We start from the raw sequence: 26,384 nt of genomic DNA, 5'->3' as shown, positions 1-26,384 counted from the left end.
GTCAGGGCGTTTCGAGGTCGTCGCGATCGTCGGTGCGGCCCACGAGGATCACCACCGAGCGCGGGCCGATCAGGTACTTCCCGGCGTTGTCCAGCTCCTGCTCGGCTCCGGGGGTGCGGATGTCGTACGGTGCCTCGGCCCCGGTGTCGGCGAACAGGTGCCAGCTCCGGCCTCCCGGCAGGGCGGGCAGTTCCAGGTCGTGCGACTCCCAGTGCGCGTTCATGGCCACGTACACCACGTCGTCGTCACCGGTGCCGCAGCGGGCCACCGCCAGCAGCCGGCTCTCGGCCGACCAGTCGGGCTGCCAGGCCCGCTCCCCGTGCCAGCTGATGTCCGGCAGGCCCAGGTGCTCGCGGACCTGGCCGGTGGGGTGGGCGGTGGAGCGCAGCTCGCGGTGGTGCTTGCGGAATTCGATCATCTCCCGCGTGAACCGGAGCAGTTCGGCGTTGTCGTCGACCTGGTCCCAGTCGAACCAGGAGAGCTCGTTGTCCTGGCAGTAGGTGTTGTTGTTGCCCTGCTGGGTGCGGGCGACCTCGTCGCCGGCCAGCAGCATCGGGATGCCCTGGCTGGTGAAGAGGATCGCGAGGGCGTTCTTCATCTGCCGGGTGCGCAGCGCGTTGATCTCCGGGTCGTCGGTGGGACCCTCGGCGCCGCAGTTCCAGCTGTTGTTGTCGTTGGCACCGTCGCCGTTGTTCTCGCCGTTGGCCTCGTTGTGCTTGTCGTTGTAGGAGACGAGGTCGGCGAGGGTGAAACCGTCGTGCGCGGTCAGGAAGTTGACCGAGGCCGCGGTGCCGCGGGTGGCGTACAGGTCCGGCGATCCGGCGATCCGGGTGGCCAGTTCGCCGGTGACACCGGGGTCGCCCTTGAGGAAGCTGCGCACGGTGTCGCGGTACTTGCCGTTCCATTCGGCCCAGCGGCCGTACGCCGGGAAGTTGCCGACCTCGTAGAGGCCGCCGGCGTCCCAGGCCTCGGCTATGAGCTTGGTGTGCCGCAGGACCGGGTCGTAGGCGAGCAGTTCCAGCAGCGGCGGGTTGGGCAGCGGGGTGCCGTCCAGGGCCCGGCCGAGGATGGCCGCCAGGTCGAAGCGGAAGCCGTCGATGTGGTAGTCGGCGACCCAGTGGCGCAGGCAGTCGAGCACGTAGTTGCGCACGACGGGGTGGTTGCAGTTGACCGTGTTGCCGGTGCCGCTGAAGTTGAAGTAGTACCCGTCGGGCGTGAGCATGTAGTACGTGGCGTTGTCGAGCCCCTTGAAGGAGATCGTCGGGCCCTGCTCGTTGCCCTCGGCGGTGTGGTTGAAGACGACGTCGAGGATGACCTCGATGCCGGCGGCGTGCAGGTCCTTGATCAGGGTGCGGAACTCGTCGCCCTGCATGCCGTAGCGTCCGGTGGCCGCGTAGCCGGCCTTGGGCGCGAAGAACGAGACGGTGTTGTAGCCCCAGTAGTCGAAGAGCTGCTCGCCGGTCTCCGGGTTGGTGCGCGGGTTGTCGCTCTCGTCGAACTCGAACACCGGCAGCAGTTCGATGCAGTTGATCCCGAGTTCCTTCAGGTACGGGATCTTCTCGCGCAGCCCCGCGAAGGTGCCGGGAGCGGTGACCTGTGAGGAGGGGTGCCGGGTGAAGCCGCGCACGTGGGTCTCGTAGACGACGAGGTCCTCGGCGGGGATGCCCAGCGGGGTGTCGTCGCCCCAGTCGAAGTCCTGGAGGCAGACGCGGGAGCGGTACTGGTAGCCGCGGCTGCGGTCCGGCTCCACGCCCCACACGTCACGGCCGGCGATGAGGCGGGCGTACGGGTCGGAGAGCACCTGCCGGGCGTCGAAGCGATGGCCGGTGACCGGGTCGTAGGGGCCGTCGGCCCGGTACCCGTACTCGATGTTCTCGTGGTCGAGGCCGAAGACGGTCATGGCGAAGACGCTGCCGGTGCGGAATTCCTCGGGGAACTCCAGTTCGGCCATCGGCTCGGGTTCTCCGCGCTTGAAGATGACCAGGGTCATGGAGGTGGCCTGGTCGGAGAAGACGGAGAAGCTGACCCCGCCGGGGACCACGTTGGCCCCGAAGGGGAACGGTTTGCCGGCGCGGACGCGGTACCCGCCCACCTCGTGGGTCGGGTACGCGTCGACGCGCAGCACCTGCTCGGACCGGGTCTCGGTCATCGCGCTGCCTTGGCCTTGGCCTTGGCCGCCGCCGCGACGGCCTCTCCGGTCTCGAAGAAGTCGAGGAACCCGGTGGCCGACATGACGAACCGGACCTCTTCGCTCACCCCGTAGAGGGTGACCGCGACGCCGGCGTGCTGGGCCTCGCGGTAGACCACGAGCAGGGTGCGCAGGCCCGCGCTGGAGACGTAGGTGACCGCCGTGAGGTCGATCTTCAGCGGCTTGCCCTCGCGGACCAGCGGCAGCAGTGCCTGGAGCAGCGAGCCGGACGTCTCGCTGTTGATCTCGCCGGTGGCGACGAGCACGGTGCCCGTCTTGTTCCGGCGTTCCTTGACGTTGAGAGTCATTGCGTTCCCCTCTGGTTGGGGCGCCCCCCGTTGAGCGCTACTTGGTCACCGGGCGCAGCCGGACCTTGACCTTCACCCGGCCCTGGACATCGGGCAGCCGTACGGTGAGTGCGTCGGCGTCGAAGTCGGTGTACGGCTTCTCGTCGATCTCCACGGACGCGATCCGCACCGAACCGGCGGGAAGCAGGTCGGGCGAGACGCGCAGGACGCGGTCGGGCAGGTTCGTCGGGTCGGGCTGGAAGTGGAAGTCCATCTCCCGCCCGTTGATGAGCAGGTTGTTGTAGACGGCGGAGAGGTAGCAGAGCTCCGCCGAGTGGTACATGGACATCGAGTGGCTGCCCTTGAGCCGCTCGGTGCCGAGCAGGTACGGCGTACCGCTGGCGAGCACGTTGAAGTAGACGGCTCCCTCGTCGTGGTCGAGGAAGAAGGTGTTGTAGAAGGCCTGGGCCTGCCGGGCCTCGCGCAGGTTCGCGTCGCCGCCGACCGTGCCGTTCAGGATGAGGTAGGCGAGGATCGCCTGCTCCTGCTGCCACCAGGCCTTGCGGTCGTGCCAGGCGAACCGGTACGCCTCCTGCCCGTCCTTGTTGGTGGACTTGAGCCGCTCGACCACGTCGTACCAGCCGCCGCGCTGCACGTCGCTGCCGACCGCCGGCATGATCTCGCCGATCTTCTTGGCGAGCTGCTCGTACTCCGGCTTGGCCTTCAGCGAGTTCATCCGCATCAGGTTCCAGGCGATCTTCAGGTTGTGGCCGACCACCGCGCGGTTCTGCTGCCAGCTGTGCGCGGTGTCGTGCGACCAGTCGCGGAAGAAGCGCTCCTGGACGAAGGGGCTGTTCTTGTAGTCCGGGAACTTGTCCGCGATGGTGTCGAAGGTGTACTCGAGGAAGTCGGCGTACTTCTGGTCGCCGGTCGCCAGGTACAGGTTGATCAGATAGGCGGGCGCGTGGTCGCCGACCGAGTTCCAGTTCTTGCGCTCGGCGTTCTCGCCGAGGGACTCGTGGTCGGCGCTGAAGAGGATCGGGTCGATGTGGGAGTAGTAGCCGCCCTGCTCCGGGTCGAAGAAGAACTTGTCGAACAGCCGGATGGTGGCGTCCGCGTCGTTCTTGATCCGGATGTCACCGGTGACCCGGTACGTCTGGATGGGGCCGGCCAGCGCGTAGATCTGCTCGTACATCGGGATCGCGTCGTAGTCGTCGGAGAACTCCGAGGTGAAGAGCTTGCGCTCGCTGTCCCCGTCGACGCTGATGCCGTGGTACCAGAAGACCACGTCCTCCTCGCTGTCCACGACCCGCATGTGCTTGCGCAGGTACTCGGTCCCGCGCTCGGCGACCTCCAGGTACTCGTCCTTGCCGGTCAGCAGGTAGGCCGAGGCCATGCCGTAGACCAGCCGGGAGATCGTGTCGGTCTCCTGGACGTGGCTGGCGGTCTTGTCACCGCCGAGCCGGATCTCGGTGCGGTACTCGGTGAAGTCCACCGGCCCGTCGCCGAACTGCGCCCGCTTGTAGAAGTCGGCCAGGGATTCGATCTGCTTGATCCACCAGCTGGGCTCCTCGAAGCGGTAGTCCTCGGCCCCGCGGCCCAGGAAGACCAGGCGCTTGGCGTCGAAGCCGCCGCCGCGCTCCGGGTAGTGGACCCCGTAGACGAAGAGGAACCGGCCGGGCGAGAGCATCTCGTCGATGTGCCCGGAGGCGTCGATGTAGGGCTCGTCCAGGTTGCGGACCAGCTCGGCGCTGGGGTCACCGGCGAGGGAGACGTCGAACTCGCGCCCGTCGGCGGTCTTCAGCCTCAGCAGCCGGGTCCCGGAGTCGAAGCGGGTGACGTAGCCCGCGATCGTGTCGGAGAAGGAGAAGGTCACGGCGTCAGCCATGGGTCACGCACCGTCCTTGTCGTGAGAGCCGTCGTCCTCGTACCCCTGGCTGACCTCGACGATGACCCCGTCGGGATCGCGGACCCACACGGTCCGCCAGCCGCAGATGAAGTCGTCGAAGTCCAGTGGTCCCAGGGTCACTTCCGCCGCGTCGCCCAGCTCGGCCAGGAACGCGTCCACGCTGTCGGTCTGGAAGGCCAGGTGGCGCATCCGGCCGGGGGCCTGCGGACCGTCGTCGTTCGCCGCCCGGGCCGGTGCGGTGTCACCGGCCGCGAAGAGCTCCAGGTACGCGTCCCCCTTCCGCAGGAACACGATCCGCGACTCGCCGAGGTCGACGACCCGGGCCCGGGTGAAGCCGAAGTACCGGGTGTAGAACTCCTCGGTGGTCTTCTGGTCCGTGCAGTTCAGGCCCACGTGGGACCACCGCAGCCCGGCGGCCATCAGCCGGCTCCCCGGCCCCGACCGGCCGCGATCAGTTCGATGATGCGGCGGGCGAAGAGGTGGTGGTGGGCGCCGGTGCGGCCGGTGACCAGGTCCCCGTCGACCACCACGTCCTCGTCGACGTACTCCCCGCCCATGTTCCGGACGTCACCGATGAGGTTGTTGTGGCAGACCACCTTGCGGCCGCGGATCCTGTCCGGGATCGAGGAGGCCAGCCACATGCCGTGGCAGATGATCCCCTTGAGGACCGTCGGCTCCTCGAAGGCCCGGCGCAGCAGCTCGGTCGCCGGGGCAAGGACGTCCACGTCCTCGGTGTAGCGCAGCCGGTCGGCCACCATGCCGGAGGGCACGATGATCGCCGCGTACCGGCGCAGCTCGTCGTCGCTCAGCCCCTCCAGGGACTGGGTGGCGGTGAAGGGCGCCCGGTACTCGTGCCCGGTGAAGGTGATGGAGTCGTTGCCCCACAGCCGGGTCAGGAAGTCGACCTCGGCGCCCTCCTCGGCGAAGCGGCGCTGGTAGTAGAAGATCTCCGGCTCGTAGTAGTCGCTCTCGACCAGGACCGCGATCCGGGTCCCGGACAGTGCGCCCTCGCGCAGGACCGCGTCAGACACGGGAGGCCCCCTTCAGGAAGTCCGCCGCGCGCTCGGCGATCATCGCGATGGCGGTGTGGCAGTTGCCGGACGGGACCGCCGGCATCACGCTCGCGTCGACCACGCGCAGGTTCCGTACGCCGTGCACCCGCAGCTCGGGGTCCACGACGGAAAGGTCGTCGACGCCCATACGGCAGGAGCCGGCCTGGTGGTGGTAGCTCTCCGACTTCTGCCGCACGAACGTCCGCAGGTCGTCGTCGCTCACGTAGCCCGGTCCGGGCTGGAGCTCCTGCTTGTACCAGGGCGAGAAGGCGGAGGTCGCGAAGATCTCCCGGGCGATCTTGACGCCCTGCACCATCCGTTCCAGGTCCCACCGGTCGCCCAGGTAGTTCGGGTTGATCAGCGGGTGGGCCAGCGGGTCGGCGCTCGCCAGCCTGATCCAGCCGCGCGAGACCGGCCGTACGACGCCGGGCAGGATCGACACCGTGTTGGGGTGGTCCTGACCGACGATCACGTCGAACGGCACGTGGACGAAGGCGATCTGCAGGTCGGGGGCGGGCAACCCCGGCCGCGAGGACAGGAATAGAGCGCTCTCCGACAGGTTCTGCGCCGGCGGCGGCAGCTCTTGGGTGACCTCGGCCATCAGCCCGGTCAGGACGTGGTTGTGGAAGTTCTCGCCGACCCCGGGCAGGGCCGCGGCGACCTCGATGCCGTGCTCGCGCAGCTGCTCGGGGTCGCCGATGCCGGACAGCAGCAGCAGCTTCGGGGACTCGATCGCCCCGGCCGCCACGATCACCTCACGGCGGGCCCGCACGGTGTGCGACCCGGGCGCCGCGGGAGCGCTGTGGCCGTCCCGGACGGTCCGGCCCGGGATCTCGGCGGGAGCCCGGAGCTGCACGTACTCGACGCCCGTGCAGGTGTCGCGGTCGAACAGCAGCCGGGTGCTCTGCGCGTTGGTGCGCAGGGTCAGGTTGGGGCGCCGCAGCGCCGGCTCCAGGTAGGCGGCGAGGACGCCCTGGCGGCGGCCGTCGGCCACGTCGATGTGGTGCCAGCCGGTGCCGAAGAGGCCGCGCCGCGGTCCGTCGGTGTTGAAGTCCTCGATCTCCTGGTGGCCCAGCTCGACTGCGGCGTCGATGAAGGCCCGGGAGACCGGGTTGGGGCCGTGGCGCCCCGCGTTGGTGATCCGCTGCGGGCCGCGGGTGCCGGTGGTCTCGGCGGTGACGTCCTCCTGGCCCTCCAGCAGGGCGAAGTAGGGCGACACGTCCTCGTAGGACCAGCCGGCGGCGCCCTGGTAGGCCCAGTTGTCGAAGTCCGAGGCGTGGCCCCGGATGTGCATCATGATGTAGAGGTTGCTGCTGCCGCCGGGGGCCTTGCCGCGCGGTTCGTAGGTACGGCGGCCGTCGAGTCCGGGCTGCGGGGTGCTGGTGTAGCCCCAGTCCACCGGCCCGCCGAGGAGCTTGTACCAGGAGGACGGGTCGTCCACCTCGGGCGGGATGCGGGAGCCGCCCGCCTCCAGGACGAGGACCGAGACGTCCGGATCCTCGGAGAGCCGGTCCGCCAGGACGCTGCCGGCGGTGCCGGAGCCCACGATGACGTAGTCGTATTCCTCTGCTCGTTCTGCAGCCATGACCGCGCTCCCCTCAGTCCTGGCTCAGCACCTGGAAGGGGACCGTGTCGTGGTAGTTCGCCATGTAGGCGATCTTTCCGTCGACGATCCGGAAGAAGTTCATGACCTCGGCCTCGATGGGCTCGCCGGAGGCGCTGACCGCGGTCAGGTGCGAGACGGCCGCGGCCTTCTCGCCGTCGACGACGAAGTGCACGGGCTCGTTGCGGAAGACCCGGTACATCGTGCCCATGCCCTTCATCATCGAGCGCAGGACCTCCAGGCCCTCGATGTGGCCGGCGAGCTGCTCGTCCATCACCTGGTCGTCGGCGAACAGATCGCACCAGCGGTCCCAGTCACCGGCGTTGGCGTACTCGTAGTACTTCCGAAGGATCTCGGTGTGGCTCTCGTGTCGGTCCATCGCGCTCATCCCCCTGTCGGTCTATCGGTCCCTACGGGTTCCGTCCGGCGCGAACGGCGCCCAGAACTGACTGAAGGCGGTCGCCGAGTCCCCGAAGAGACCGTCCCGGCCCTCGACGATCCGGCCGCCGCGCCACCGCATGAAGTGGAAGACCGGGTAGTCCATCCGCTCGTGCGGGGAGGTGCTCGTCTCGTCCGCGCCGTCCCGCAGGGCCACGTTGCGGCACACGTCGGCGCTGCAGTCCTCGCCGACGAGGACCGCCTGGATGTCCATCCGGAAGGTGCCGCCCGTGAGCTTGTGGGTCTGCCCCATCAGCTCCAGGAAGGCGTCCAGGCTCTCGTACCAGCCGGCCAGCGGGTGGTTGCCCGGCACCAGCCAGCGCAGGTCCTCGGAGTAGTACTCCAGGATGCGCGCCCGGTCACCGGAGCCGAGGGCGGCGTACGCCGCCTCGACCCGCTCCCGCGTCACTTCGGTCATCGTCGCTTCTCCCTTCGTCGGCGCCCGTGCTCAGAGCGAGCCGGAACCGGGCATCGGCGCCAGGTCGTTGACGGTGTACTGCTTGATCAGCGGTCCGTCCGGACCGGCCACGACCGTCCAGGTCTGGTCGGCGTCGAAGCCGAGCCACTGGCTGCGGGCGCCCGGCGGGTCCCAGATCTTGGCCTGCCAGTTGACGAGGACCCGGACGACCGCCCGGTCGCCCTCGATGACGGGCTCCACCTTCGTGACGGTGTGCACCTCGTCGAAGAAGCGGTGGGTGACGGCCGCGTACCAGCGGCCGAATCCCTCGTGTCCGAGGAAGGTGTCCTCGGGGACCTTGAACTCCAGGTCCTCGGTGATCAGGGCGAGCACGTCGTCCGGATCCACGTGCTGGTCCAGCGCCACGTACCAGTTCTCGGCGAAACTGCGGATCGCTTCCTCGGTCAGCTGCCGCTCGGCGGGCATGCGGTCTCCTCCTGTCCGTACGGGGCTTGCGTCGGATGGCTCTGGGATCAGATCTGGATGTCGACGAGGAACGGCCCGGGGTGGGACAGCATCCGGCCCACGGCGGCGACCGCCTCGTCCGGCTTCTCCACCCGCATCCCGCCGGCGCCGAGCGACCGGGCCAGCCCGGCGAAGTCGATCTCGGGGTGGGAGAGGTCGAAGGAGCCCGGGAAGCCGTGCTCGGGGATGTCCCGCTCCCGCCAGTACTGGGCGATGTTGTCGTCCAGCAGCCGGTACTTGCGGTTGTTGCACACCACGAACTTGGCGTCGATGCCGTGCCGGGCCGCCGTCCACAGCGCCTGGTAGGTGTACATGGACCCGCCGTCGCCCGCGAAGCCGACCACGAGCCGCTCGGGCCGGGCCAGCTTGGCCCCGACCGCGCCCGGGAAGCCCACGCCGAGCGAGCCGCCCCGGGTGAGGTGGTAGTCGCCGGGGCGCTCCGCCAGCAGGTACCGGGTGACCAGCGGCGAGGTGGTCAGCGCCTCGTCGAAGACGATCAGGTCCCCGCCGGTGCGCTCCGCCAGGGTCTTCAGGAAGACGGCCATCGGCGTGCCGTCGTCCGTGGCGGACCCCGCCGACCGGGTCTCGCGGATCCGCTCCCGGGTCCGTACGTCGAGGCGCGCGGCGGCCGCCGCCCTGCGCCGCGGGCCGAGGCGCCGTTCCAGTACGCCGGCCAGCGCGCGCAGCGCCTGCTTGGGGTCCGCGGCCAGGCCGAGGTCCACCGGGTGGTTCTTGGCGATCTCGTAGGCGTTCAGGTCGATGTGGACGACCTTGGCGCCCGCTCTGAAGGGGCTCTCCAGCTCGGGGAAGACCTCCGGGAAGACGTAGGTGCCGACGATCAGCACCCCGTCGGCGTCCCCGACGAGCTCCTTGCTGTGCGGGCCGAACATGTGCCCGGTCTGGCCGCGGCGTAGCGGGTGCGAGGCCGCGATGTTCACCTCGGACGAGTCGACCTCGTACACGTCGGCGCCCAGCAGCTCGGCGACGGCCACGAGCTCCTTCTGCGCCCCGGACAGCGCGACCCCGTCCCCGACCAGGACGATCGGCCGCTCGGCGGAGGCGAGCAGCTCGGCCGCCCGCCCCACCGAGGCCGGCGAGGGCGCCACGTCGGTGAGCACCTGCGTGGACGGCAGGACGGGCTCGGAGTTGAGCTCGTCCAGCACGTCCATGGGCAGCGCCACGAACACGGGTCCGCGGGGCGGGGTGAGTGCGATCTTCACGGCCCGGCGGACGGTGCGGAGCACGGACCGCGGGTCGGTGACCCGGGTCGCGTACTTGGTCACCGGCTTGGCCATCGCCACCAGATCGCAGGCCATCTGCGCGTCCATGGCGTCGTAGCGCACCCCGGCGTCACCGGCGACCACGACGAGCGGGGTGTGGCCGCGCAGCGACTGGTAGAGCATGCCGATGCCGTTGCCCAGACCGACACCGGAGTGCAGCTGGAGCAGGGCCGCGCCGCCGGTCGCCCGGGCGTACCCGTCGGCGATGCCGGCGGCCACGGTCTCCTGGAGGGCGAGGACGTATCGGAAGTCCTCCGCCGCGTCCACCGCGTCGAGGAATCCCTGTTCCACCGTCCCCGGATTTCCGAACATCACCGTCAGGCCGTCGGCCTTGAACTGCTCGATCAGCCTTTCCCGTCCGGGAGTGGCTTCCATGAATTCCCCCTCAACTCTCCGATTTCCCTGCGGCCTCCGGGATCACCAGCCGTATCGGGTGAGACCGTCCTCCAGGACTTCCACGATCTTCTGCCCCGTGAGATAGGAATCGGGGGTGGAACGCCCGGTGACGAAGGGGAAATCGACGATGACCGAGACCGGTTTGCCGAAATTCCCGTGGTACGCGCCGCGCGGGCCCGTCGCGTCGCGCAGGATGTACTCCAGCGGATACGGCGGCGGTCCCATGTTGAAGTCGGTACCGAGGAATCCGGTGCCGTCCTTGTAGTCGTACTCCTTGCAGTGGCCGGTCACGTGCTTGCCCCGGATGATGCTTCCGCGGTCGCTCCAGTCCCGGGCGAAGGCCAGGCAGGCGACGCCGTAGCACTCGGCGGCGACGACCTTGCCGGCCTTGTGGAAGGCCAGGATCAGGGCGTGCACGCGCTCGTTGTTGGCGAGGTCCACGATGGGGCCGCTGCCCCCGACGACGAGGATCGCGTCGTACCCGGCGATGTCGGCGTCGAGCCTGTCCAGATCGCGGTGGTACTGCTCCAGCTTGGGCAGATAGCCCTCGTCGCTGGTGTACGGACGCTCGGGGACCCACGCCTCGATGTCGAGCGGCGAGTCCAGCCGGCTCGACTGCTCGAACTCCCGCCCCAGCCGGGCGTTCTCCTCGGTGGTGACGGAGCGTCCCAGCGGGGGGTCGATGTAGTTCGCGTCGAGGCTCGGCGGGAGAGCGTGTGCACGCTTTCCGGTCGGCGTGGCGAATATGACCTCGTAGCCCCGCTCGTCGAACTTCGAAACGGGGCCTATCAGTTCCTCGGCCCAGTAACCGTGTTCGGAGACAATGACCAGAATCTTTCTGCTCACGTATTCCTCCAGGCGCCGCCTGTTGTCGTTGGCGTCCCCCACACTGGCCGCGTCCAGGTGCTTCGTCAAAGCGCTGGTGTGCGACTTCGTGAGGTAGCGGGGCAGGTCATGGCCGCACATCAGGAAGTCGTCCGCGGACGTCATGAAGTAGCTTCAGGACTACCTGACTTCGGCCGAATCGATGAACCATTCCGGTGGTGCCGCCCTATGGTCTGGACGCGCCGTGAATCACAGGCGTACCGAGCCGCGCCATGAACGAGCAACCGCACGAGCGACAACACGAGAGACAGCACGGGCAAGAGCACGAGGAGAGGGACGGGGACGATGACGATGGACCTGTTGTGCACACACATCGATCAGATACGTCCGGTGAAACCCACGGCCGTGGGCTGCGAGGAGTGCCTCATCGCCGGCGACACCTGGGTGCACCTGCGGATGTGCCTCAGCTGCGGGCACGTCGGATGCTGCGACTCGTCGAGGAACCGTCACGCCACCCGGCACTACCGGACCACCGAGCACGCCATCGCCGCCTCCCACGAGCCCGGCGAGGACTGGGCCTGGTGCTACGCCGACCAGCTGATGCTGGACCCGGCATGAGCGCGGCCCCGGAGAGTTCCGCCACCCCCGCCGCCTCGGCGGCCGCGGCCGCCGAACGCGCGGAGCACAAGAAGCCGGTCATCCTCGCCGTGGACGACGACCCGCAGGTGCTGCGCGCCGTCCGACGCGATCTGCGCAGCGCCTACGGCGACCGCTACCGGGTCCTCGGCGCCTCCTCGGCGGCCGACGCCCTGAAGATCCTCGACTCCCTCGACGAACGCGGCCACGACCCGGCGCTGTTCCTCGTGGACCAGCGCATGCCGGACGTGACCGGCGTCGAGTTCCTGCTGGAGGCGGTCAGCCGCTTCCCGGACGCCCGCCGCGTGCTGCTGACGGCCTACGCGGAGACCGACGCCGCGATCACCGCCATCAACCGGGTCCGGCTGGACTACTACCTGCTCAAGCCCTGGGACCCGCCGCACGAGCGGCTCTTCCCGGTCCTGGACGACCTGCTGTCGGACTGGCTGGCCACCTACCGGCCGGCGTACGACGGGATCATCGTCGCCGGCCACCTGGTCTCCCCCGGCACCCACGCCGTCCGGGACTTCTTCACCCGCAACGGCCAGCCGTTCCGCTTCCTCAACGTCGAGCGGGACCCCGAGGCGCTGACCCTGATCGCCGCCCAGCCCGACGGGGCGCTCCCCCTCGTCCGCTTCCCGGACGGGTCGGTCCTCTCGGCCCCGACCGACACCCAGCTCGCCCAGCGCCTGGGCCTGGCCACCACCGCCTCCCGCCCGCACTACGAGTGCGTCATCGTCGGGGCGGGCCCGGCCGGCCTCGCGGCGGGCGTCTACTCGGCCTCGGAGGGCCTGTCGACGCTCATGCTGGACTCCCGCGCCCCGGGCGGCCAGGCGGGCACCTCCAGCCTGATCGAGAACTACCTCGGCTTCCCCTCGGGCCTCTCGGGCGGCGACCTTACCCGCCGGGCCACCATCCAGGCCTCCCGGTTCGGCGCCGAGATCCTGCACCCCGTGGAGGTGGTCTCGCTGACCCGGGACGACCCGGCCAAGATCCTGACCCTGGCCGACGGCACGGAGATCTCCGCCGAGACAGTGTTGCTGGCCACCGGGGTCTCCTACAACCGCCTCGACGCCCCCGGCGCGGACCGTTTCGAGGGGGCCGGCCTCTACTACGGCGCGGCCACCACTGAGAGCTCGGCCTGCATCTCGCAGCACGTGTTCATCGTCGGCGGGGCCAATTCCGCGGGCCAGGCGGCGGTGCACTTCGCCAAGTACGCCGCCCGCGTGACGATCCTGGTCCGCGCGGCCTCCCTGGACGCGAGCATGTCCCGCTACCTGATCGACGAGATCGACCGCACCCCGAACATCGAGGTGAAGGTCCGCACGACGGTGGTCTCCCTGGCCGGGGACGAACACCTGGAGCGCATCACCCTCCACGACGCGGACACGGGCGAGGACACCGAGATCCCGGCCCGCTTCATGTTCACCTTCATCGGCGCCCGCCCGCACACCGACTGGCTCGCGGGGGTCGTCGAACGGGACGAGTACGGCTTCGTCCTCACCGGCTCGGACCTGATCTCGAACGGCGGTGAACTCCCGGCCGAGTGGAGCCTGGAGCGCGCCCCGTACCCCCTGGAGACGAGCGTCCCCGGCGTCTTCGCGGCCGGCGACGTCCGCGCCCACTCGGTGAAACGGGTCGCCTCGGGGGTGGGCGAGGGTGCGATGGCCGTCTCGCTGATCCACCGCTACCGCTCGATGGGCTGAGAGCGAACGCCGCGCCGGGAGCCTTGCGATCAAGGCCGCAACGGATGCAACGTTGATTACATGATTACAGTCGAACAGAGCGAACAGCTCCGCGCGTGGTTCGCCGAGCGCCTGCCGGTCGACGTCTACGAGTCCCTGGACTCGCTCACCCTCGACCGCGAGGAGATCACGGTCGTCGGCGTCATACCGGCGACCGAATCGGTCAAGGAATTCCGCGAACGCACCCGCGAACAGCGCATCGAAGTGGCCCGCGAGGCCGAAGAGCTCTACCGCCGGAAGGTCGCCTGGGGCGTGCGGGTGGGTGAGGAGACGACCCTCTTCACCCATCTCGCCGTCCCGGTGATGACCCGCCTGCGCCAGTCCGAACGCCAGGTCCTCGACACCCTGGTCGCCGGCGGCGTGGCCCGCAGCCGGGCCGACGCCCTCGCCTGGTGCGTCCGGCTCGTGGGCCGCAACACGGACGAGTGGCTGACCGAACTGCGCGACTCCCTGGACAAGGTCCAGCGGGTGCGCGCCCAGGGCCCGGACGTGTCGGAACCGACCGACTCCATGAAGTCCGAGTCCGAATGACGAATCCGCCCCACGGCGGCGCGTGATCGCGTAAGGCTGACGACGACCGACACCCAGGGAGAGGCACGCACCCATGACCACCACCGTCGAATACATCCGCTACCGGATCGCATTGGACGACCAGTCGGCCTTCGAGGACGCGTACGCCCGGGCCGCCGAGTCCCTGGCGGCCTCGCCCGAGTGCATCGACTACGAGCTGGCCCGCTGCGAGGAGGAGAAGGAGCGCTACATCCTGCGGATCCGCTGGACCTCGATCGAGGACCACCTGGGCGGGTTCCGCAAGGGCGAGCACTTCCCGGCCTTCTTCAACGCGATCCGTCCGTACGTGACGGCCATCGAGGAGATGCAGCACTACCTCGTGACGGGCGTCGTGGGCACGGGAAAGGCCGCCGAACAGCGATGAGCACCACACCCACCATCTACGAGTGGATGGGCGGAGCGGAGGCGATGAACCGCCTCACGGACGCCTTCTACGCCCACGCCCTGCGGGACGAGATCCTGGCCCCGGTCTTCGCCGGCATGGACTCGGAACACCCCCAGCACGTCGCGGTCTGGCTGTCGGAGGTCTTCGGCGGCCCCTCGGACTACACCGCCCACCACGGCGGCCACCAGCACATGGCCACCAAGCACCTGGGCCGGGGCATCACCGAGCAGCAGCGCCGCCGCTGGGTGGACCTGCTGATGGACACGGCCGACGAGGTCGGCCTCCCGACGGACCCGGAATTCCGCGGAGTGTTCGCCTACTACATCGAGTGGGGCACCCGCATGGCCCTGATCTACTCGGGCCCCAACCCACCCCCGGTCGACGCGGCCAAGATCCCGGTCTGGTCCTGGGGCCAAACCCCACCCTGGATCCCGAAAACCCCCGAAGCCTGACCCCTGGGGGCAGGCCCTACACCTGCCCCCAGCCGCACCTTCCAGCGATCTTTCAGCCCCGCCGGCGTTTGAGGCGCGGGGCCGGGGGCGGAGCCCCGATCTTTCAGCCCCGCCGGCGTTTGAGGCGCGGGGTCGGGGGCGGAGCCCCGGCAACCGGCCCGGGCCCGGCCTCGGCCAGCAGCACCACCAGCTCAGACCCATCCGCGCGCTCCCGCCAGAAGCCCACGGCCTCCTCCAGCACCTCGACCAGCGTCTCCCACTCGCCCGGCCGCGCATCCGCGAACCCACGCCACGACGTCACCGCCACCAGCCACCCCCCGCCGGACGACGGCAACCACGACAGGTCGCGCAGCGCATCGGCCAGCGCATCCCAGTTCCCGCCGACCCACTCCGGCAGCCGCAAGGCATCCCCGCAGCGCCGCATCAGCTCGGTCTTGCCGCGTACCCCGTCCAGGTCCAGCCGTACGGTCGTCCGGCCCGCCGCTTCGGCGGCTTCGAGCGCCGGGGCGAGCGGCTGCGGGTCCAGGCTCATCGGAGAACCGCCTTGAAGGTGTCGTAGTGGTCGTCCGTGTAGTAGAACTCCCCACCCTCACCCGTCACGATCCGCCGGGCTCCGCGATCACGCTCTCCCGGCGTCCGCACGGTGTACTCGTGGTAGTAACCACGTTTCTGCTTGGGCAGGGCCTTCTCGAAGTTCCCGAAGACCGTGCCGTCCTGCCGGTAGGGGTACGGCCCGCCCTTGTCGATGAGCGCGAGCACGTCACGGGCCTGCTGCGGCAGCCCGTCGGCCCGTACGGTGGCCATCCCCTTCGCCCACCCCGGGACGGCGGCGGCAGAGGCGGAGGCAGCCTCAGAGGCGCTCGCACCCGAACTCGCACCGGCGGCGGCAGGCACGGGTTTCTGCCCGCCACAACCCACCGCACCGACCAGCGCGGCACAAAGGAACAGGGCCCCCAGCACACGCAGCAACGATCGGGGCACGTTCCGAAAGATCATGCACCGATCGTGCCAAATATCCGATTCGCTCGCGAATCGCCCGGTCGCCTCAGAGGGCGGCCATCTTGGTGTAGGGACTCAGGATGCGCTTCTGGACCGAACCGAAGTCGACGAGAACAGCGATCCCCTCCTCGATTCCGACGACACGGCCGAGGCCGTGCTCATCGTGGGTAACCCGGTCGCCGACGTTGAACTGCCGGATGGGCTGCTCCACGGGGGCCTTGAACGGGCTGGACGGCAAATGGCGGCGAGGTACTGCTGACTTTGTCATTGGAACCAGTATGCGCCCCGGAGGCCGCCGCGCGGTCCGCCGTTCGGATCTCAATTCCAGCACCATCCGCACCGGCGGCGACAGCGAACGGCCGCCACGGCCCGTCCTGCCCGGTCAGACCGCGTCAGTCGTCCGGGTCGGCCCGGTCCAACGCCGGCCGCAGCCCTGGGGCCGACTCGGTGAGGAGGTAGTCGGCGACCGCCGTGTCCGTGACGAGACTGGTCACCAGCCCCGACCTCAACACGGCCCCGATCGCGGAGGCCTTGCGCAGCCCGCCCGCGATCGCCACGACCTCGGGGATCCGCCGCAGCCGGTCCGCCTCCACGGTGATGCACCGCTCGCCGAGGTCCCGGCCCACACGACGCCCCTCGGAATCGAACAGGTGCGCGGACATCTCCGCCGCCACGCCCAGCGAGGCGTAGTGCTCCCGCTCCTCGTCGGTCAGCATGTCGTGCACGGTCGAGATGCCCGGCTCCCACGAACCGATCGACACGGCCGCGACCGTCACCTTGTCGAAGTACTCGAAGGCGCGCGCGATCCCCGTCTGGCTGCGCAGCGCGGCCGCGGTCGCCGGATCGGGCAGCAGCATCGGCGCGTAGATCGGGTGCGCGTCACCGCCCGAGACCTGGGCGGCCCGGCGTACGGCCTCGACCGAACCGCGCTCGGCGGTCCCCGCGTCGTACACGCCGGTCAGCTGCACCACGGTGCACTGCGGCAGCCTGTGCAGGGAGGCGGCCATGTGAATGGTCGACCGCCCCCACGCCAGGCCCAGTACGTCGCCCTCGTTCACGAGCTCGCCGAGCAGATCGGCGGCGACCGCGCCCAGGTTCTCCGGGTCGGGCGCGTCCTCGGTGGCGTCGGCGGGCGACTCCACGACGACGGCGTGCCGGAGCCCGTACCGGGCCCGGAGCGCGTCCGACCGCTCGGCGTCGAGCTCGGCCGGTACCCGGATCTCGATCCGTACGAGGTCACGTTCGAGGGCGGTCTCCAGGACCCTGGCCACCTTGAAGCGGCTCACGCCGAATTCCTCGGCGATCTGGATCTTGGACTTGCCCTCCAGGTAGAAGCGGCGCGCCATGGCCGCCGCCTGCACCAGCTCCGCGGGTCCCATCCGCAGGGCTGACCGTCCCGCCGACATTGCAGACACCGCGCTCTCCTCACTGCTGTTCACACTCTCGACTCGCCGTTCATCCTGTCAGATCCGACGGCCGTTGATCAGCCTGGACAGCTCCCGTTCACCGAGCTGTTCATCAACCCTTGGTTCAGTGGTCGCAAGCCCACGGCGCGGCTGCGATCGCCGCACCCGCCTGCTCACGCAGCGTACGCACGGCGGTGGCGGGATCGACCGCTCCGTAGACCGCGCTGCCCGCCACGAAAACGTCCGCGCCGGCCTCGGCACAGCGCTCGATGGTCGAGGCCGAGACCCCGCCGTCCACCTGGAGCCACAGCTCCAGGCCGTGCTTGGAGATCAGCTCCCGGGTGCGGCGGATCTTGGGGAGCATGATGTCGAGAAAGGGCTGGCCGCCGAAGCCGGGCTCGACCGTCATGATCAGTAGCATGTCCAACTCGGGAAGGATGTCCTCGTACTGTTCGATCGGCGTCGCGGGCTTGAGCGCCATGGAGGCGCGCGCCCCCTTGGCCCGAATCTCCCGCGCGAGCCGCACGGGCGCGGCGGCGGCCTCCGCGTGGAAGGTGACCGAGCCCGCCCCGGCCTCCACGTACTGGGGAGCCCAGCGGTCCGGGTTCTCGATCATCAGGTGAAGGTCCAGCGGGATGTCCGTGGCCCTGCTCAGGGATTCCACGATCGGCATTCCGAGGGTCAGGTTCGGGACGAAGTGGTTGTCCATCACATCGACGTGCAGCCAGTCGGCCCCCTCGACAGCCTTCGCCTCCTCGGCGAGTCGGGCGAAGTCTGCGGACAAGATGCTGGGATAAATCTGAGCGGCCATGCCCCAAGCCTGCCATGCCCCCACCGGGTTCCGGCCACGACCCCGCAAGTCGCCCCACACGGGACAGGACGGCGCCCCCGGCCGCGGTACAGCCGGGACGGGACGACGCGAGAGCGCCCCCAGGGGCCACAATCCGGCCGACGGGGGCGGGCCTGGGCCGGCCGGCCGACGGGGTCGGGGAGGTGCGCCGGGAGCGCGGGAGGTGGAAGCCGCCCGGGCGGGGTCGCGAAGCAAGCAAGCTGGGCGGCGGCTTCGGGAAGCGGGAGCGGCTCGACCGGAAGCCGTGCGGTGCGGGGTGACTTCGGGGCGGGACGGTCGGTCAAGGGTGGCCGCAGGCCATCACGCAGTGACGCGACGAAGGAGCGCCCTTGAGGGACCGGCCCGACCCGGAGGGACGATGGGACTGACGGGAAACCCCCATACCCCACTCCGATGCCGCCCGAGCAGCTCCCGCCTCCCGCACCCCCGCCCCACCTACCTGACGCCGCCCCAGCAGCCCCGCCCCCGAAGCCCCCGCCCCGCTTCACGGCCCCGCCCGGCCGGTAGGATTCGATCTTGTGCGCGGGAAGGCGTGCCTCTGAGACAGGAAGCCCCGCCGTGACCGACGCCCTCGCACGTCTTCTCGAGATCGCCCCGGCGCCGAACGAGCCCCGGCAGAAGGATTGGGGCGACGTCGAGCGCAGACTCGGTGTTCGGCTTCCCGCCGACTACAAGGAGCTCATCCAGGTCTACGGGGGAAGCAACTGGGACGACTACCTGTACGTCCTGGAGCCCGACTGCCCCAACAAGCACTACGACCTGATCACATGGGCAAGGCATCGGACCGAGGACCTCGAAGACCTGTGGGAAGTCGAGAGGAAGCCGGCGGAGCTGGAGGCCGAAGGGACCCAGGTCGCCCTATGGGCGACCACGGACAACGGGGAGTGCCTCTACTGGCTGCTCCGGCCGGGCCTTGAGCCGGACCGGTGGACCGTCATGGTGAACGAGGCGCGCGGCGACCGGTGGGAGCACTTCCCCGTGTCCTGCACGCAGTTCCTCGCCTCCGCCCTCGACGGAGAGCTGCGGTCGGGCATCCTCTCGTCCTTGTTTCCCCTTGCCGCACACGAGTTCCGCAGGCTTCGCGCGGTCTGACGTGCCTCGTCGTGGCCGATGGCGGATGGCCGATGGCCGATGGCGACGCCCGGCCCGCCGGACGACGCCACGGTCGGCGTCGTCCGGGTACACCTCGGCGAGGGGCAGCCACGACCGGCAGCCCGGCCCGACTAGGCCGTTCGCCTCAGCAGCGCCAGGTACATCGCGTCCGTGCCGTGCAGGTGGGGCCACAGCTGGACGTCCGGGCCGTCGCCCAGGGCCGGGACGCCCTGCATGAAGGGCCGTGCGTCGATCAGTTCCGCGGACACCGGGGAGTGGCCGGCGCCGCGGCCCTTCAGGACGTCGTCCACGACGACCCGGGTCTCCGCCAGGTGCGGGGAGCAGGTCGCGTAGCCCACGATGCCGCCCACCCGCACCGCCGACAGCGCCTCACGCAGCAGCCCGCGCTGGAGCGGCGCGAAGCCCTCCAGGTCCTCCGGGCGGCGGCGCCAGCGGGCCTCCGGGCGGCGGCGCAGCGCGCCCAGGCCCGAGCAGGGGACGTCCATCAGGACGCGGTCGAAGGATCCCGGCAGCCAGGCCGGGCGGGTGCCGTCGGCCGCGATGACCTGGTACGGGCCGGGGTTGCCCGCGAGCGAGCGCTCCACGAGCCGTGCCCGGTGCGGCTGCTTCTCCGAAGCCAGCAGGAACGCCCCGCGCTGCGCCGCGAGCGCCGCGAGCAGCGCCGCCTTGCCGCCGGGGCCCGCGCAGCCGTCGAGCCAGCGTTCGTCGCGGCCCTCGACCGGTACGGCCGCCAGGGCCATGGCGACCAGCTGGCTGCCCTCGTCCTGCACGCCGGCGCGGCCGTCGCGGACCGCTTCCAGCGCGCCCGGTTCGCCGCCCTCGGCCATCCGGACGGCGTACGGCGACCAGCGGCCCGGCAGCGCCGACTCCTCGCCGACCGCCTCCAGCAGTTCCTCCGGCGTGGACCGGCCGGGGCGGGCCACCAGGGTCACCTCGGGCCGTTCGTTGTCGGCCTCCAGCAGGTCCTCGATGCCCGCGCGCCCACCGCCCAGCGCGTCCCACAGGGCGCTGACGACCCACCTGGGGTGCGAGTGGTACACCGCGAGGTGCTCCTCGGCGTCGTCCTCGTACGGCGGTGCGACCCGCTCCAGCCAGCCGTCGAGGTCGTGCGCGGCGATCTTCCGCAGGACGGCGTTCACGAACTTGGCGCGCCCGTCCCCGAGCACCACGCGGGCCAGCTCCACGCTCGCCGAGACGGCCGCGTGGGTGGGGATGCGGGTGCCGAGCAGCTGGTGGGCGCCGAGCGAGAGCACGTCCAGCACCGGCGGGTCCACTTCCCGCAGCGGGCGGTCGATGCACGCCTTGATGACGGCGTCGTAGGTGCCCTGGCGCCGCAGTGTCCCGTAGACCAGCTCGGTGGCCAGTGCCGCGTCGCGCGCTTCGAACTTCTCGTCCTGGCGGGCCTTCTTGAGCAGCGGCGGCAGCACGAGGTTGGCGTAGGCGTCGCGCTCGTCCACCGCCCGCAGCACCTCGAAGGCCAGCATCCGGACGGGGTCCTTCTGGGGCCGACGGTACGGCTTGGCCTGCTTGCCACCGGCGCCTGCGGGGGCAGGCTTGCGACGGGGCTGACGGGGCTGTTCGCTCACGTGAAAGGTGCTCCGGGGTTACGAGTGCTACGAGTGCGACGGGCACTACTGGTCTTGCGGGTCTTGCCGGTCTTGCGGTGGGACGCGGGGACGTCCGCGCTCGGACGTCCCCACCGATCAGCCTACGTCGGCTCCGCCGAGCCGCTCGCCGGGAGCGATCCGGACCCCGCGGGCCCAGTCGGCGGCCCGCATCGGCTTCTTGCCCTGCGGCTGCACCCACAGCAGTTCCACGGCGTGCGAGCCGGTGCCGACGTACACGTTGTTCTTGGCGGGGGACAGCGCGCCCGGCTCCAGGTCGGTCCGGTCGGGCACCAGGCCGAGCGAGATCAGCTTGAGGCGTTCCCCGCGGAAGACGGTCCACGCGCCCGGCGCGGGCGTGCAGCCGCGCACCACGCGGTCGGCGCGCATCGCGGGGGCGGTCCAGTCGATCCGGGCGTCCTCCACGGTGATCTTGGGCGCGTGTGAGATCCCGTCGTGGGGCTGCGCGACGGCGCGCAGGGTGCCGTCCTCGATGCCGTCCATGGTGGCGGCGAGCAGTCCGGACCCGGCGAAGGCGAGGCGGGTGAGCAGGTCGCCGCTGGTGTCGGAGGGCCGGATCTCCTCGGTGAGGATGCCGTAGACCGGGCCGGTGTCCAGGCCCTCCTCGATGCGGAAGGTGGAGGCTCCGGTCACCTCGTCGCCCGCGATGATCGACTGCTGGACGGGCGCGGCTCCGCGCCATGCGGGCAGCAGCGAGAAGTGCAGGTTGACCCAGCCGTGCCGGGGGATGTCGAGGGCGCTCTTGGGGATCAGGGCCCCGTAGGCGACGACCGGGCAGCAGTCCGGGTCGATCTCGCGCAGCCGGGCCTGGAAGTCGGGGTCGCGGGGGCGGGCGGGCTTGAGCACCTCGATGCCCGCTTCCTCGGCGCGTTCGGCGACCGGGCTGGCGACGAGGTGGCGGCCGCGGCCGGCCGGTGCGTCGGGCCGGGTGATGACGGCGGCGACCTCGTGCCGCCCGGAGGCGATCAGGGCGTCCAGGGCGGGTACGGCGACCTCGGGGGTGCCTGCGAAGACGAGCTTCACTGGGGGACTACCTCGCTAATCTCGGCTGTCAGCAGCGCACCAGTCTATGGGGCGTCCGTCGGGCCGCCCACCTGTGGTGTTGAGGGGGCGTACGCACACGCGCGCGCCCCTCGCATATGCCGACACGCCCCCACAGCGTGACCTGGGCGACGGGTGGCGCGTTGGTCAAGAGAGATTGACCAAAACGGGCCGCGTGTGAACGGTGTCTGCGGCCCGATCCGCCCTTCAGCACCGGTTCGAGAGGCTTCTTCATGGCCGACCACGCCACCCACGACGCTCAAGCCCGGGCCAGCCTGCACCTCCTGGTACGCGACATCGAGCGGGTTCGCCGGCAGGTGGATGCCCTGCGTACGCTCACCGCCCAGCTCGGCAACGTGTACCGCCCGCGCCGATCGGGTCCCTCCACCGGCTTCGTCGTCTACGGCCGGGCGCCCGCGCCGACCGTCCGCCTCGCGCAGGAGCTGCGGGACAGCGTCGAGACGCTGGTCACCGCGGCGGTGGACTTCGACCGCTCGCTCGGTTTCTCGTGGGACGCGGTCGGTTCGGCGCTGGGTGTCACCAAGCAGGCCGTGCACCGCCGCTACGGGGCCCGGCGGGCGCAGTCCGCCGAGTCCGCTGAGCCGCAGGCCGAGGGGGCGACCACCCGGACCATGGGGCCGCTGCCGACCGTCCCTGCGGCCCGCTCGATGCCGCCGCAGCCGGTGCGCGAGGAGGCCCAGGCGGCCGCCGCCGCCGCGGGTGTCACCGGCCCCAGGCTCGGAGAGGTTCCCCGCTCCCCCGCCTTCCCCGGTCCGCGCAACGGCTGACGGGTGTCCTGCCGCCGGGACGCCGACACCCGACGGCCGGCCGGCCCTGCGCGCCGCGTCTGATTCCGCCCCCGGTGGGACGACCGTACGGGTCGCCCCACCGGGGGTTTCGGCGTTCGGCCCCGGCCGGCCGCGCACCGGGTCGGCGCGACGCCGTCAGCCGATGTCGGGCGGGTCGATCCGGACCCGGACGGCCTCCGTCGCCGGAACCCCCTTCGCCAGCCGGGCCGCCTGCGCCTTCTTCAGGGCGGCCGCCAGGGCGGCTCCGCTGCCCGGCGGGACCCGGACCAGCGCCCGCTCCCCGGGGGACGGTTCCCCGCGCCGCCCCGGGAGCGGTACCGGTCCCAGGATCTCCGCGTCGGGCGGCAGTCCGGCTCCGGCCAGGAAGGCCTCCACCGCCTCACCCCGACCGGCCACCGCCGCCATCCGGGACACCGGCGGGAAGCCGAGCTGGGACCGCTCCGCGAGCTCCCGTACGGCGTGTCCGACCGGGTCCCACCGGACGAGCGCCTGGACGGGCCGCAGCGTCGGCTCGGCGACCACCACGACCTGCCCGTCGCCACGGACCAGGGAGGCGGCCGCGATCCACCGCCGGAGCGCGTCCTCGCCGGCCCGCAGGTCGGGCCGGCTCAGCATGGCCCAGCCGTCGAGCAGCAGCGCGGCCGCGTACCCGGCGCCCGCCGCCACCGGTTCGGCGCCCGGGGTGCAGACCACCAGCGCGGGCCGGTCGGGTACCTCGTCGAGGACGTGGTCGCGCCCGGAGGTCCGTACGGCGACGGCCGGGAAGGCGCGGCCCAGTTCCTCGGCGGTGCGCCGGGCGCCGACCACCTGGGCCCGGAGCCGGAACGATCCGCATTCCTCGCAGTGCCAGGACGGCTCGCCCCGCCCGCACCACCCGCACGTCAGGTCCCGCTCGTCGGGGGCCTCCAGCGGACCGGCGCAGACGGTGCAGCGGGCGGGGGTGCGGCACCGCTCGCACGCCAGCCGGGGCACATAGCCCCGCCGCGGTACCTGGACCAGGACGGGCCCGGTCTTCAGCCCTTCCCGTACGGTCTCCCAGGCCAGGCTCGGCAGGCGCGCGGCGCGGGCGGCCTCGTCGCGGGCGAGCAGCTCGTCACCGACGGTCCGGATCCGGGGCGCGCAGGCCCGTACGGTCTCGCGGTCGGCGATCAGGGGCCTGGCCCAGCCGGACTCGACCAGTTGGGCGGCCTCCACGGTGCAGCTCGTGCTGCCGGCGAGGAAGCCGCAGCCGTCGCCCACGGCGCGCAGTTCCAGTACCTCCCGGACGTGCGGGAAGGGGGCGTTGTCGTCGCTGTGGCTGGAGTCGCCGTCGTCCCAGACGGCGACCAGCCCGAGGTCCCGTACGGGGGCGAACATCGCGGCCCGGGTGCCGATGACGGCCCGTACGGAGCCGCGGTGCACGGCCAACCATTGGCGGTAGCGCTTCTCGGGTCCCGACTCGGCGGTCAGCAGGGCGTGCCGGCCTTCGCCGAGCAGGGCGGTCAGGGCCGCGTCGACGCGGGCGGCGGTCCGTCCGTCGGGGAGCACGGCGAGGGCGCCGCGCCCGGAGGCCAGGGTGGCGGCCATGGCGCGGGCGAGTTCGTCGGCCCAGCCGGGGCCGGGCAGGGCGGTCCATACGGCGCGCGGCGTGCCGCCGGTGGCGAGGGCGCGCAGGAACCCGGGGCCGGCGCCGTACCGCTCCCAGCCGGCGGGCTCGGGGGCGGGCGGCGGCGGCAGGGGTTCCGGTGAGGGCTTGGCCTCGGCCTTGGCGTTGCGCGGGGGCAGGGCGAGCTGGAGCACGTCGGCGAGGCTGCCCGCGTAGCGGTCGGCGACGGCCCGGGCGAGGGCGAGCATGCGGGGGCTGAGGACCACCTCGGGCGAGACGACGTGGGCGAGGGCGGCCAGTGCGCCCTCGTAGTCGGACTCGGCGCGGCGCTCGACGATGAAGCCGTCGATGAGGCCGCCGCCCTCGCGGCGGCCGCCGCGCACATGGTGGGAGCCGGCCCCGAACCGGACGCGGACGCGGACGCCGGGCTGGGCGGCCTCGGAGAGCTCTTCGGGGACGGCGTAGTCGAAGGTCCGGTCGAGGTGGAGCACGCCCTTGTTCACCAGGACCCGGGCGACGGGCAGCTCGGCGGCGAGGGCGGCCCCGCGCCAGGTGCGCGGCTTCGCCTTGGGTGCCTTGGCCTTCGCCTCGGCGACGATGTCCCGGATCAGTGCGAGCTGCTCCGGCGGGCCCCCCGCCTCGGTTTCGCTCTCGCCGTTGTCGCTGCTCACAGCAGCATTCTTACAAACGGCACCGACAGTGGACGCTCTCCCGAGATCAAGGCGGGCGGCGGCGGTGGTGGAACTGTCCTTCAACACCGGGCTCGCGCCCGGCTCCAGATGAAGCCGCCATCCGGCGCACCGGGAGAGCAGGGGAAGCATAGGCCTCCGGGCGGCGGTCGATCAACGCAATACGGCCCCGGACCAGCGGAGGTCCGGGGCCGTACGTGTCCGCCGTGGGGCGGGGTGTGCTTACAGGCCGGCGGCCGCGCGCAGCGCGTCCACGCGGTCGGTGCGCTCCCAGGTGAAGTCCGGCAGCTCACGGCCGAAGTGGCCGTAGGCGGCGGTCTGGGCGTAGATCGGGCGCAGCAGGTCGAGGTCGCGGATGATCGCGGCCGGGCGCAGGTCGAAGACCTCGCCGATCGCGTCCTCGATCTTCTGCGTCTCGACCTTGGCGGTGCCGAAGGTCTCGACGAAGAGACCGACGGGCTCGGCCTTGCCGATGGCGTACGCGACCTGCACCTCGCAGCGCGAGGCGAGACCGGCGGCGACCACGTTCTTGGCGACCCAGCGCATGGCGTAGGCGGCGGAGCGGTCGACCTTCGACGGGTCCTTGCCGGAGAAGGCGCCGCCACCGTGGCGGGCCATGCCGCCGTAGGTGTCGATGATGATCTTGCGGCCGGTGAGGCCGGCGTCGCCCATCGGGCCGCCGATCTCGAAGCGACCGGTCGGGTTCACCAGGAGGCGGTAGCCCTCGGTGTCGAGCTTGATGCCGTCCTCGACGAGCTGGGCCAGGACGTGCTCGACGACGAACTCGCGGATGTCGGGAGCGAGCAGCGAGTCGAGGTCGATGTCCGAGGCGTGCTGCGAGGAGACCACGACGGTGTCCAGGCGCACGGCCTTGTCACCGTCGTACTCGATGGTGACCTGGGTCTTGCCGTCGGGGCGCAGGTACGGGATGGTCCCGTTCTTGCGGACCTCGGAGAGCCGGCGGGACAGGCGGTGCGCGATGTGGATCGGCAGCGGCATGAGCTCGGGGGTCTCGTCGCAGGCGTAGCCGAACATCAGGCCCTGGTCGCCGGCGCCCTGCTTGTCGAGCTCGTCCTCGTCGCCCTCGACACGCTTCTCGTAGGCGGTGTCGACGCCCTGCGCGATGTCCGGGGACTGGGCGCCGATGGACACCGAGACGCCGCAGGAGGCGCCGTCGAAGCCCTTCTTCGAGGAGTCGTAGCCGATTTCGAGGATCTTGTCCCGGACGAGCTGCGCGATCGGCGCGTAGGCCTTCGTCGTCACCTCTCCCGCGATGTGCACGAGACCCGTGGTGATGAGGGTTTCCACGGCGACGCGCGAGGTCGGGTCCTCGGTGAGGAGCGCGTCGAGGATCGTGTCGCTGATCTGGTCAGCGATCTTGTCGGGGTGGCCCTCGGTGACGGACTCCGAGGTGAACAGACGACGGGACACAACGCTCCCTGGGGTTGCAGCGGCTGCTGGCTGATCATTTGGCGGAACCACATCGGGGGCTGCGCCCGATCACGTTCCGGATGCAGTTTATCGGTCGCCACCGTTTCCTGGACCACCCGTCTCGCCTTGTGGGAGCCGTGTGACCTGC

The 26,384-nt window shown here is 71.0% G+C and carries 27 protein-coding genes; 7 read left to right on the top strand and 20 right to left on the bottom strand.

Annotated elements, in window-relative coordinates:
• Position 1: 1 nt before the first annotated feature.
• From glgX to AB8A24_RS20320, 11 genes are read right to left on the bottom strand one after another with little or no spacing between them, the layout of a single operon-like run.
• Entirely contained in the window at positions 2–2,149 is a 2,148-nt protein-coding gene (gene glgX / locus AB8A24_RS20370; protein ID WP_328964090.1) for a glycogen debranching protein GlgX, read from the bottom strand.
• A complete protein-coding gene (locus tag AB8A24_RS20365; RefSeq protein WP_030008823.1) occupies positions 2,146–2,496 on the bottom strand; it encodes an STAS domain-containing protein in 351 nt (116 codons plus the stop codon). The genes glgX and AB8A24_RS20365 overlap by 4 nt, the downstream gene beginning before the upstream one ends.
• 37 nt (positions 2,497–2,533) lie before the next feature.
• Positions 2,534–4,363 (bottom strand): AGE family epimerase/isomerase, encoded by a 1,830-nt coding sequence (locus tag AB8A24_RS20360; RefSeq protein ID WP_369476994.1) that lies wholly within the window; start codon positions 4,361–4,363, stop codon positions 2,534–2,536.
• A gap of 3 nt (positions 4,364–4,366) precedes the next feature.
• Positions 4,367–4,804: a VOC family protein gene (locus AB8A24_RS20355; RefSeq protein ID WP_266358667.1), complete on the bottom strand. Its 438-nt coding sequence runs from the start codon at positions 4,802–4,804 to the stop codon at positions 4,367–4,369.
• A complete protein-coding gene (locus tag AB8A24_RS20350) occupies positions 4,804–5,415 on the bottom strand; it encodes a DJ-1/PfpI family protein (protein WP_030729574.1) in 612 nt (203 codons plus the stop codon). The genes AB8A24_RS20355 and AB8A24_RS20350 overlap by 1 nt, the downstream gene beginning before the upstream one ends.
• Positions 5,408–7,021 carry a GMC oxidoreductase gene (locus tag AB8A24_RS20345; RefSeq protein WP_328964088.1) on the bottom strand — a complete coding sequence of 538 codons (1,614 nt, stop codon included), beginning with the start codon at positions 7,019–7,021 and terminating at the stop codon, positions 5,408–5,410. The genes AB8A24_RS20350 and AB8A24_RS20345 overlap by 8 nt, the downstream gene beginning before the upstream one ends.
• 13 nt (positions 7,022–7,034) lie before the next feature.
• Positions 7,035–7,418 carry a nuclear transport factor 2 family protein gene (locus tag AB8A24_RS20340; protein ID WP_033226119.1) on the bottom strand — a complete coding sequence of 128 codons (384 nt, stop codon included), beginning with the start codon at positions 7,416–7,418 and terminating at the stop codon, positions 7,035–7,037.
• A 21-nt stretch (positions 7,419–7,439) separates the two neighbouring features.
• Positions 7,440–7,895 carry a nuclear transport factor 2 family protein gene (locus AB8A24_RS20335; protein ID WP_030729565.1) on the bottom strand — a complete coding sequence of 152 codons (456 nt, stop codon included), beginning with the start codon at positions 7,893–7,895 and terminating at the stop codon, positions 7,440–7,442.
• Positions 7,896–7,925: 30 nt separating this feature from the next.
• On the bottom strand, positions 7,926–8,360 hold the full coding sequence (locus AB8A24_RS20330; RefSeq protein WP_328964087.1) for a nuclear transport factor 2 family protein: 435 nt from the start codon (positions 8,358–8,360) through the stop codon (positions 7,926–7,928).
• A gap of 47 nt (positions 8,361–8,407) precedes the next feature.
• Positions 8,408–10,054: a thiamine pyrophosphate-binding protein gene (locus AB8A24_RS20325; RefSeq protein ID WP_369476990.1), complete on the bottom strand. Its 1,647-nt coding sequence runs from the start codon at positions 10,052–10,054 to the stop codon at positions 8,408–8,410.
• Between the two features lie 42 nt (positions 10,055–10,096).
• Positions 10,097–10,921, bottom strand: coding sequence for a type 1 glutamine amidotransferase domain-containing protein (locus AB8A24_RS20320; protein WP_266359183.1), 825 nt, complete (start codon positions 10,919–10,921; stop codon positions 10,097–10,099).
• Positions 10,922–11,251: 330 nt separating this feature from the next.
• Here AB8A24_RS20320 and AB8A24_RS20315 point away from each other — a divergent pair, with 330 nt between their 5' ends.
• The 5 genes from AB8A24_RS20315 (at position 11,252) to AB8A24_RS20295 (ending at position 14,688) form a co-directional block, all read left to right on the top strand.
• Complete coding sequence (locus AB8A24_RS20315; protein WP_033226151.1) at positions 11,252–11,518, top strand: UBP-type zinc finger domain-containing protein; 267 nt, start codon at positions 11,252–11,254, stop codon at positions 11,516–11,518.
• Positions 11,515–13,242 carry an FAD-dependent oxidoreductase gene (locus AB8A24_RS20310; RefSeq protein WP_328964085.1) on the top strand — a complete coding sequence of 576 codons (1,728 nt, stop codon included), beginning with the start codon at positions 11,515–11,517 and terminating at the stop codon, positions 13,240–13,242. The genes AB8A24_RS20315 and AB8A24_RS20310 overlap by 4 nt, the downstream gene beginning before the upstream one ends.
• A 60-nt stretch (positions 13,243–13,302) precedes the next feature.
• The gene (locus AB8A24_RS20305) at positions 13,303–13,812 is read left to right on the top strand and encodes a hypothetical protein (protein WP_369476988.1); all 510 of its coding nucleotides are present in this window, start codon (positions 13,303–13,305) and stop codon (positions 13,810–13,812) included.
• A 73-nt stretch (positions 13,813–13,885) separates the two neighbouring features.
• Positions 13,886–14,215: an antibiotic biosynthesis monooxygenase family protein gene (locus tag AB8A24_RS20300; protein WP_323181193.1), complete on the top strand. Its 330-nt coding sequence runs from the start codon at positions 13,886–13,888 to the stop codon at positions 14,213–14,215.
• A complete protein-coding gene (locus AB8A24_RS20295) occupies positions 14,212–14,688 on the top strand; it encodes a group II truncated hemoglobin (RefSeq protein ID WP_328964083.1) in 477 nt (158 codons plus the stop codon). Before AB8A24_RS20300 ends, AB8A24_RS20295 begins: the two co-directional genes overlap by 4 nt.
• A gap of 103 nt (positions 14,689–14,791) precedes the next feature.
• Here AB8A24_RS20295 and AB8A24_RS20290 read toward each other — a convergent pair whose 3' ends face one another.
• From AB8A24_RS20290 to rpe, 5 genes are all read right to left on the bottom strand, one after another.
• On the bottom strand, positions 14,792–15,220 hold the full coding sequence (locus AB8A24_RS20290; RefSeq protein WP_328964082.1) for a barstar family protein: 429 nt from the start codon (positions 15,218–15,220) through the stop codon (positions 14,792–14,794).
• Complete coding sequence (locus AB8A24_RS20285; RefSeq protein ID WP_328964081.1) at positions 15,217–15,684, bottom strand: ribonuclease domain-containing protein; 468 nt, start codon at positions 15,682–15,684, stop codon at positions 15,217–15,219. Before AB8A24_RS20285 ends, AB8A24_RS20290 begins: the two co-directional genes overlap by 4 nt.
• A 49-nt stretch (positions 15,685–15,733) precedes the next feature.
• Entirely contained in the window at positions 15,734–15,955 is a 222-nt protein-coding gene (locus tag AB8A24_RS20280; protein ID WP_030012151.1) for a CarD family transcriptional regulator, read from the bottom strand.
• Positions 15,956–16,079: 124 nt separating this feature from the next.
• On the bottom strand, positions 16,080–17,093 hold the full coding sequence (locus AB8A24_RS20275; RefSeq protein WP_030729529.1) for a sugar-binding transcriptional regulator: 1,014 nt from the start codon (positions 17,091–17,093) through the stop codon (positions 16,080–16,082).
• Positions 17,094–17,217: 124 nt separating this feature from the next.
• Entirely contained in the window at positions 17,218–17,904 is a 687-nt protein-coding gene (gene rpe, locus AB8A24_RS20270) for a ribulose-phosphate 3-epimerase (protein ID WP_030729526.1), read from the bottom strand.
• 597 nt (positions 17,905–18,501) lie between these two features.
• Between rpe and AB8A24_RS20265 the strand changes: the two genes are divergently transcribed.
• On the top strand, positions 18,502–19,035 hold the full coding sequence (locus AB8A24_RS20265; RefSeq protein ID WP_369476984.1) for an SMI1/KNR4 family protein: 534 nt from the start codon (positions 18,502–18,504) through the stop codon (positions 19,033–19,035).
• Between the two features lie 131 nt (positions 19,036–19,166).
• On the opposite strand, the gene AB8A24_RS20260 is transcribed toward AB8A24_RS20265, so the two are convergent.
• Both AB8A24_RS20260 and fmt read right to left on the bottom strand, forming a co-directional pair.
• Positions 19,167–20,642, bottom strand: a complete 1,476-nt coding sequence (locus AB8A24_RS20260) for a transcription antitermination factor NusB (protein WP_328964079.1) — start codon at positions 20,640–20,642, stop codon at positions 19,167–19,169.
• Positions 20,643–20,759: 117 nt separating this feature from the next.
• Positions 20,760–21,704 carry a methionyl-tRNA formyltransferase gene (gene fmt / locus AB8A24_RS20255; protein WP_328964078.1) on the bottom strand — a complete coding sequence of 315 codons (945 nt, stop codon included), beginning with the start codon at positions 21,702–21,704 and terminating at the stop codon, positions 20,760–20,762.
• A gap of 251 nt (positions 21,705–21,955) precedes the next feature.
• Here fmt and AB8A24_RS20250 point away from each other — a divergent pair, with 251 nt between their 5' ends.
• Positions 21,956–22,510, top strand: a complete 555-nt coding sequence (locus AB8A24_RS20250; RefSeq protein ID WP_369476981.1) for a hypothetical protein — start codon at positions 21,956–21,958, stop codon at positions 22,508–22,510.
• 156 nt (positions 22,511–22,666) lie between these two features.
• Here AB8A24_RS20250 and AB8A24_RS20245 read toward each other — a convergent pair whose 3' ends face one another.
• Together AB8A24_RS20245 and metK are read right to left on the bottom strand one after the other, a co-directional pair.
• Positions 22,667–24,787: a primosomal protein N' gene (locus AB8A24_RS20245; protein ID WP_328964076.1), complete on the bottom strand. Its 2,121-nt coding sequence runs from the start codon at positions 24,785–24,787 to the stop codon at positions 22,667–22,669.
• 240 nt (positions 24,788–25,027) lie between these two features.
• Complete coding sequence (gene metK, locus AB8A24_RS20240; RefSeq protein WP_030656249.1) at positions 25,028–26,236, bottom strand: methionine adenosyltransferase; 1,209 nt, start codon at positions 26,234–26,236, stop codon at positions 25,028–25,030.
• Positions 26,237–26,384 lie beyond the last annotated feature (148 nt).

The sequence above is a fragment of the Streptomyces sp. BF23-19 genome (assembly GCF_041106355.1).
GTDB classification, from domain to species: domain Bacteria; phylum Actinomycetota; class Actinomycetes; order Streptomycetales; family Streptomycetaceae; genus Streptomyces; species Streptomyces virginiae_A.
This window is presented reverse-complemented; position numbering and strand designations above follow the sequence as displayed.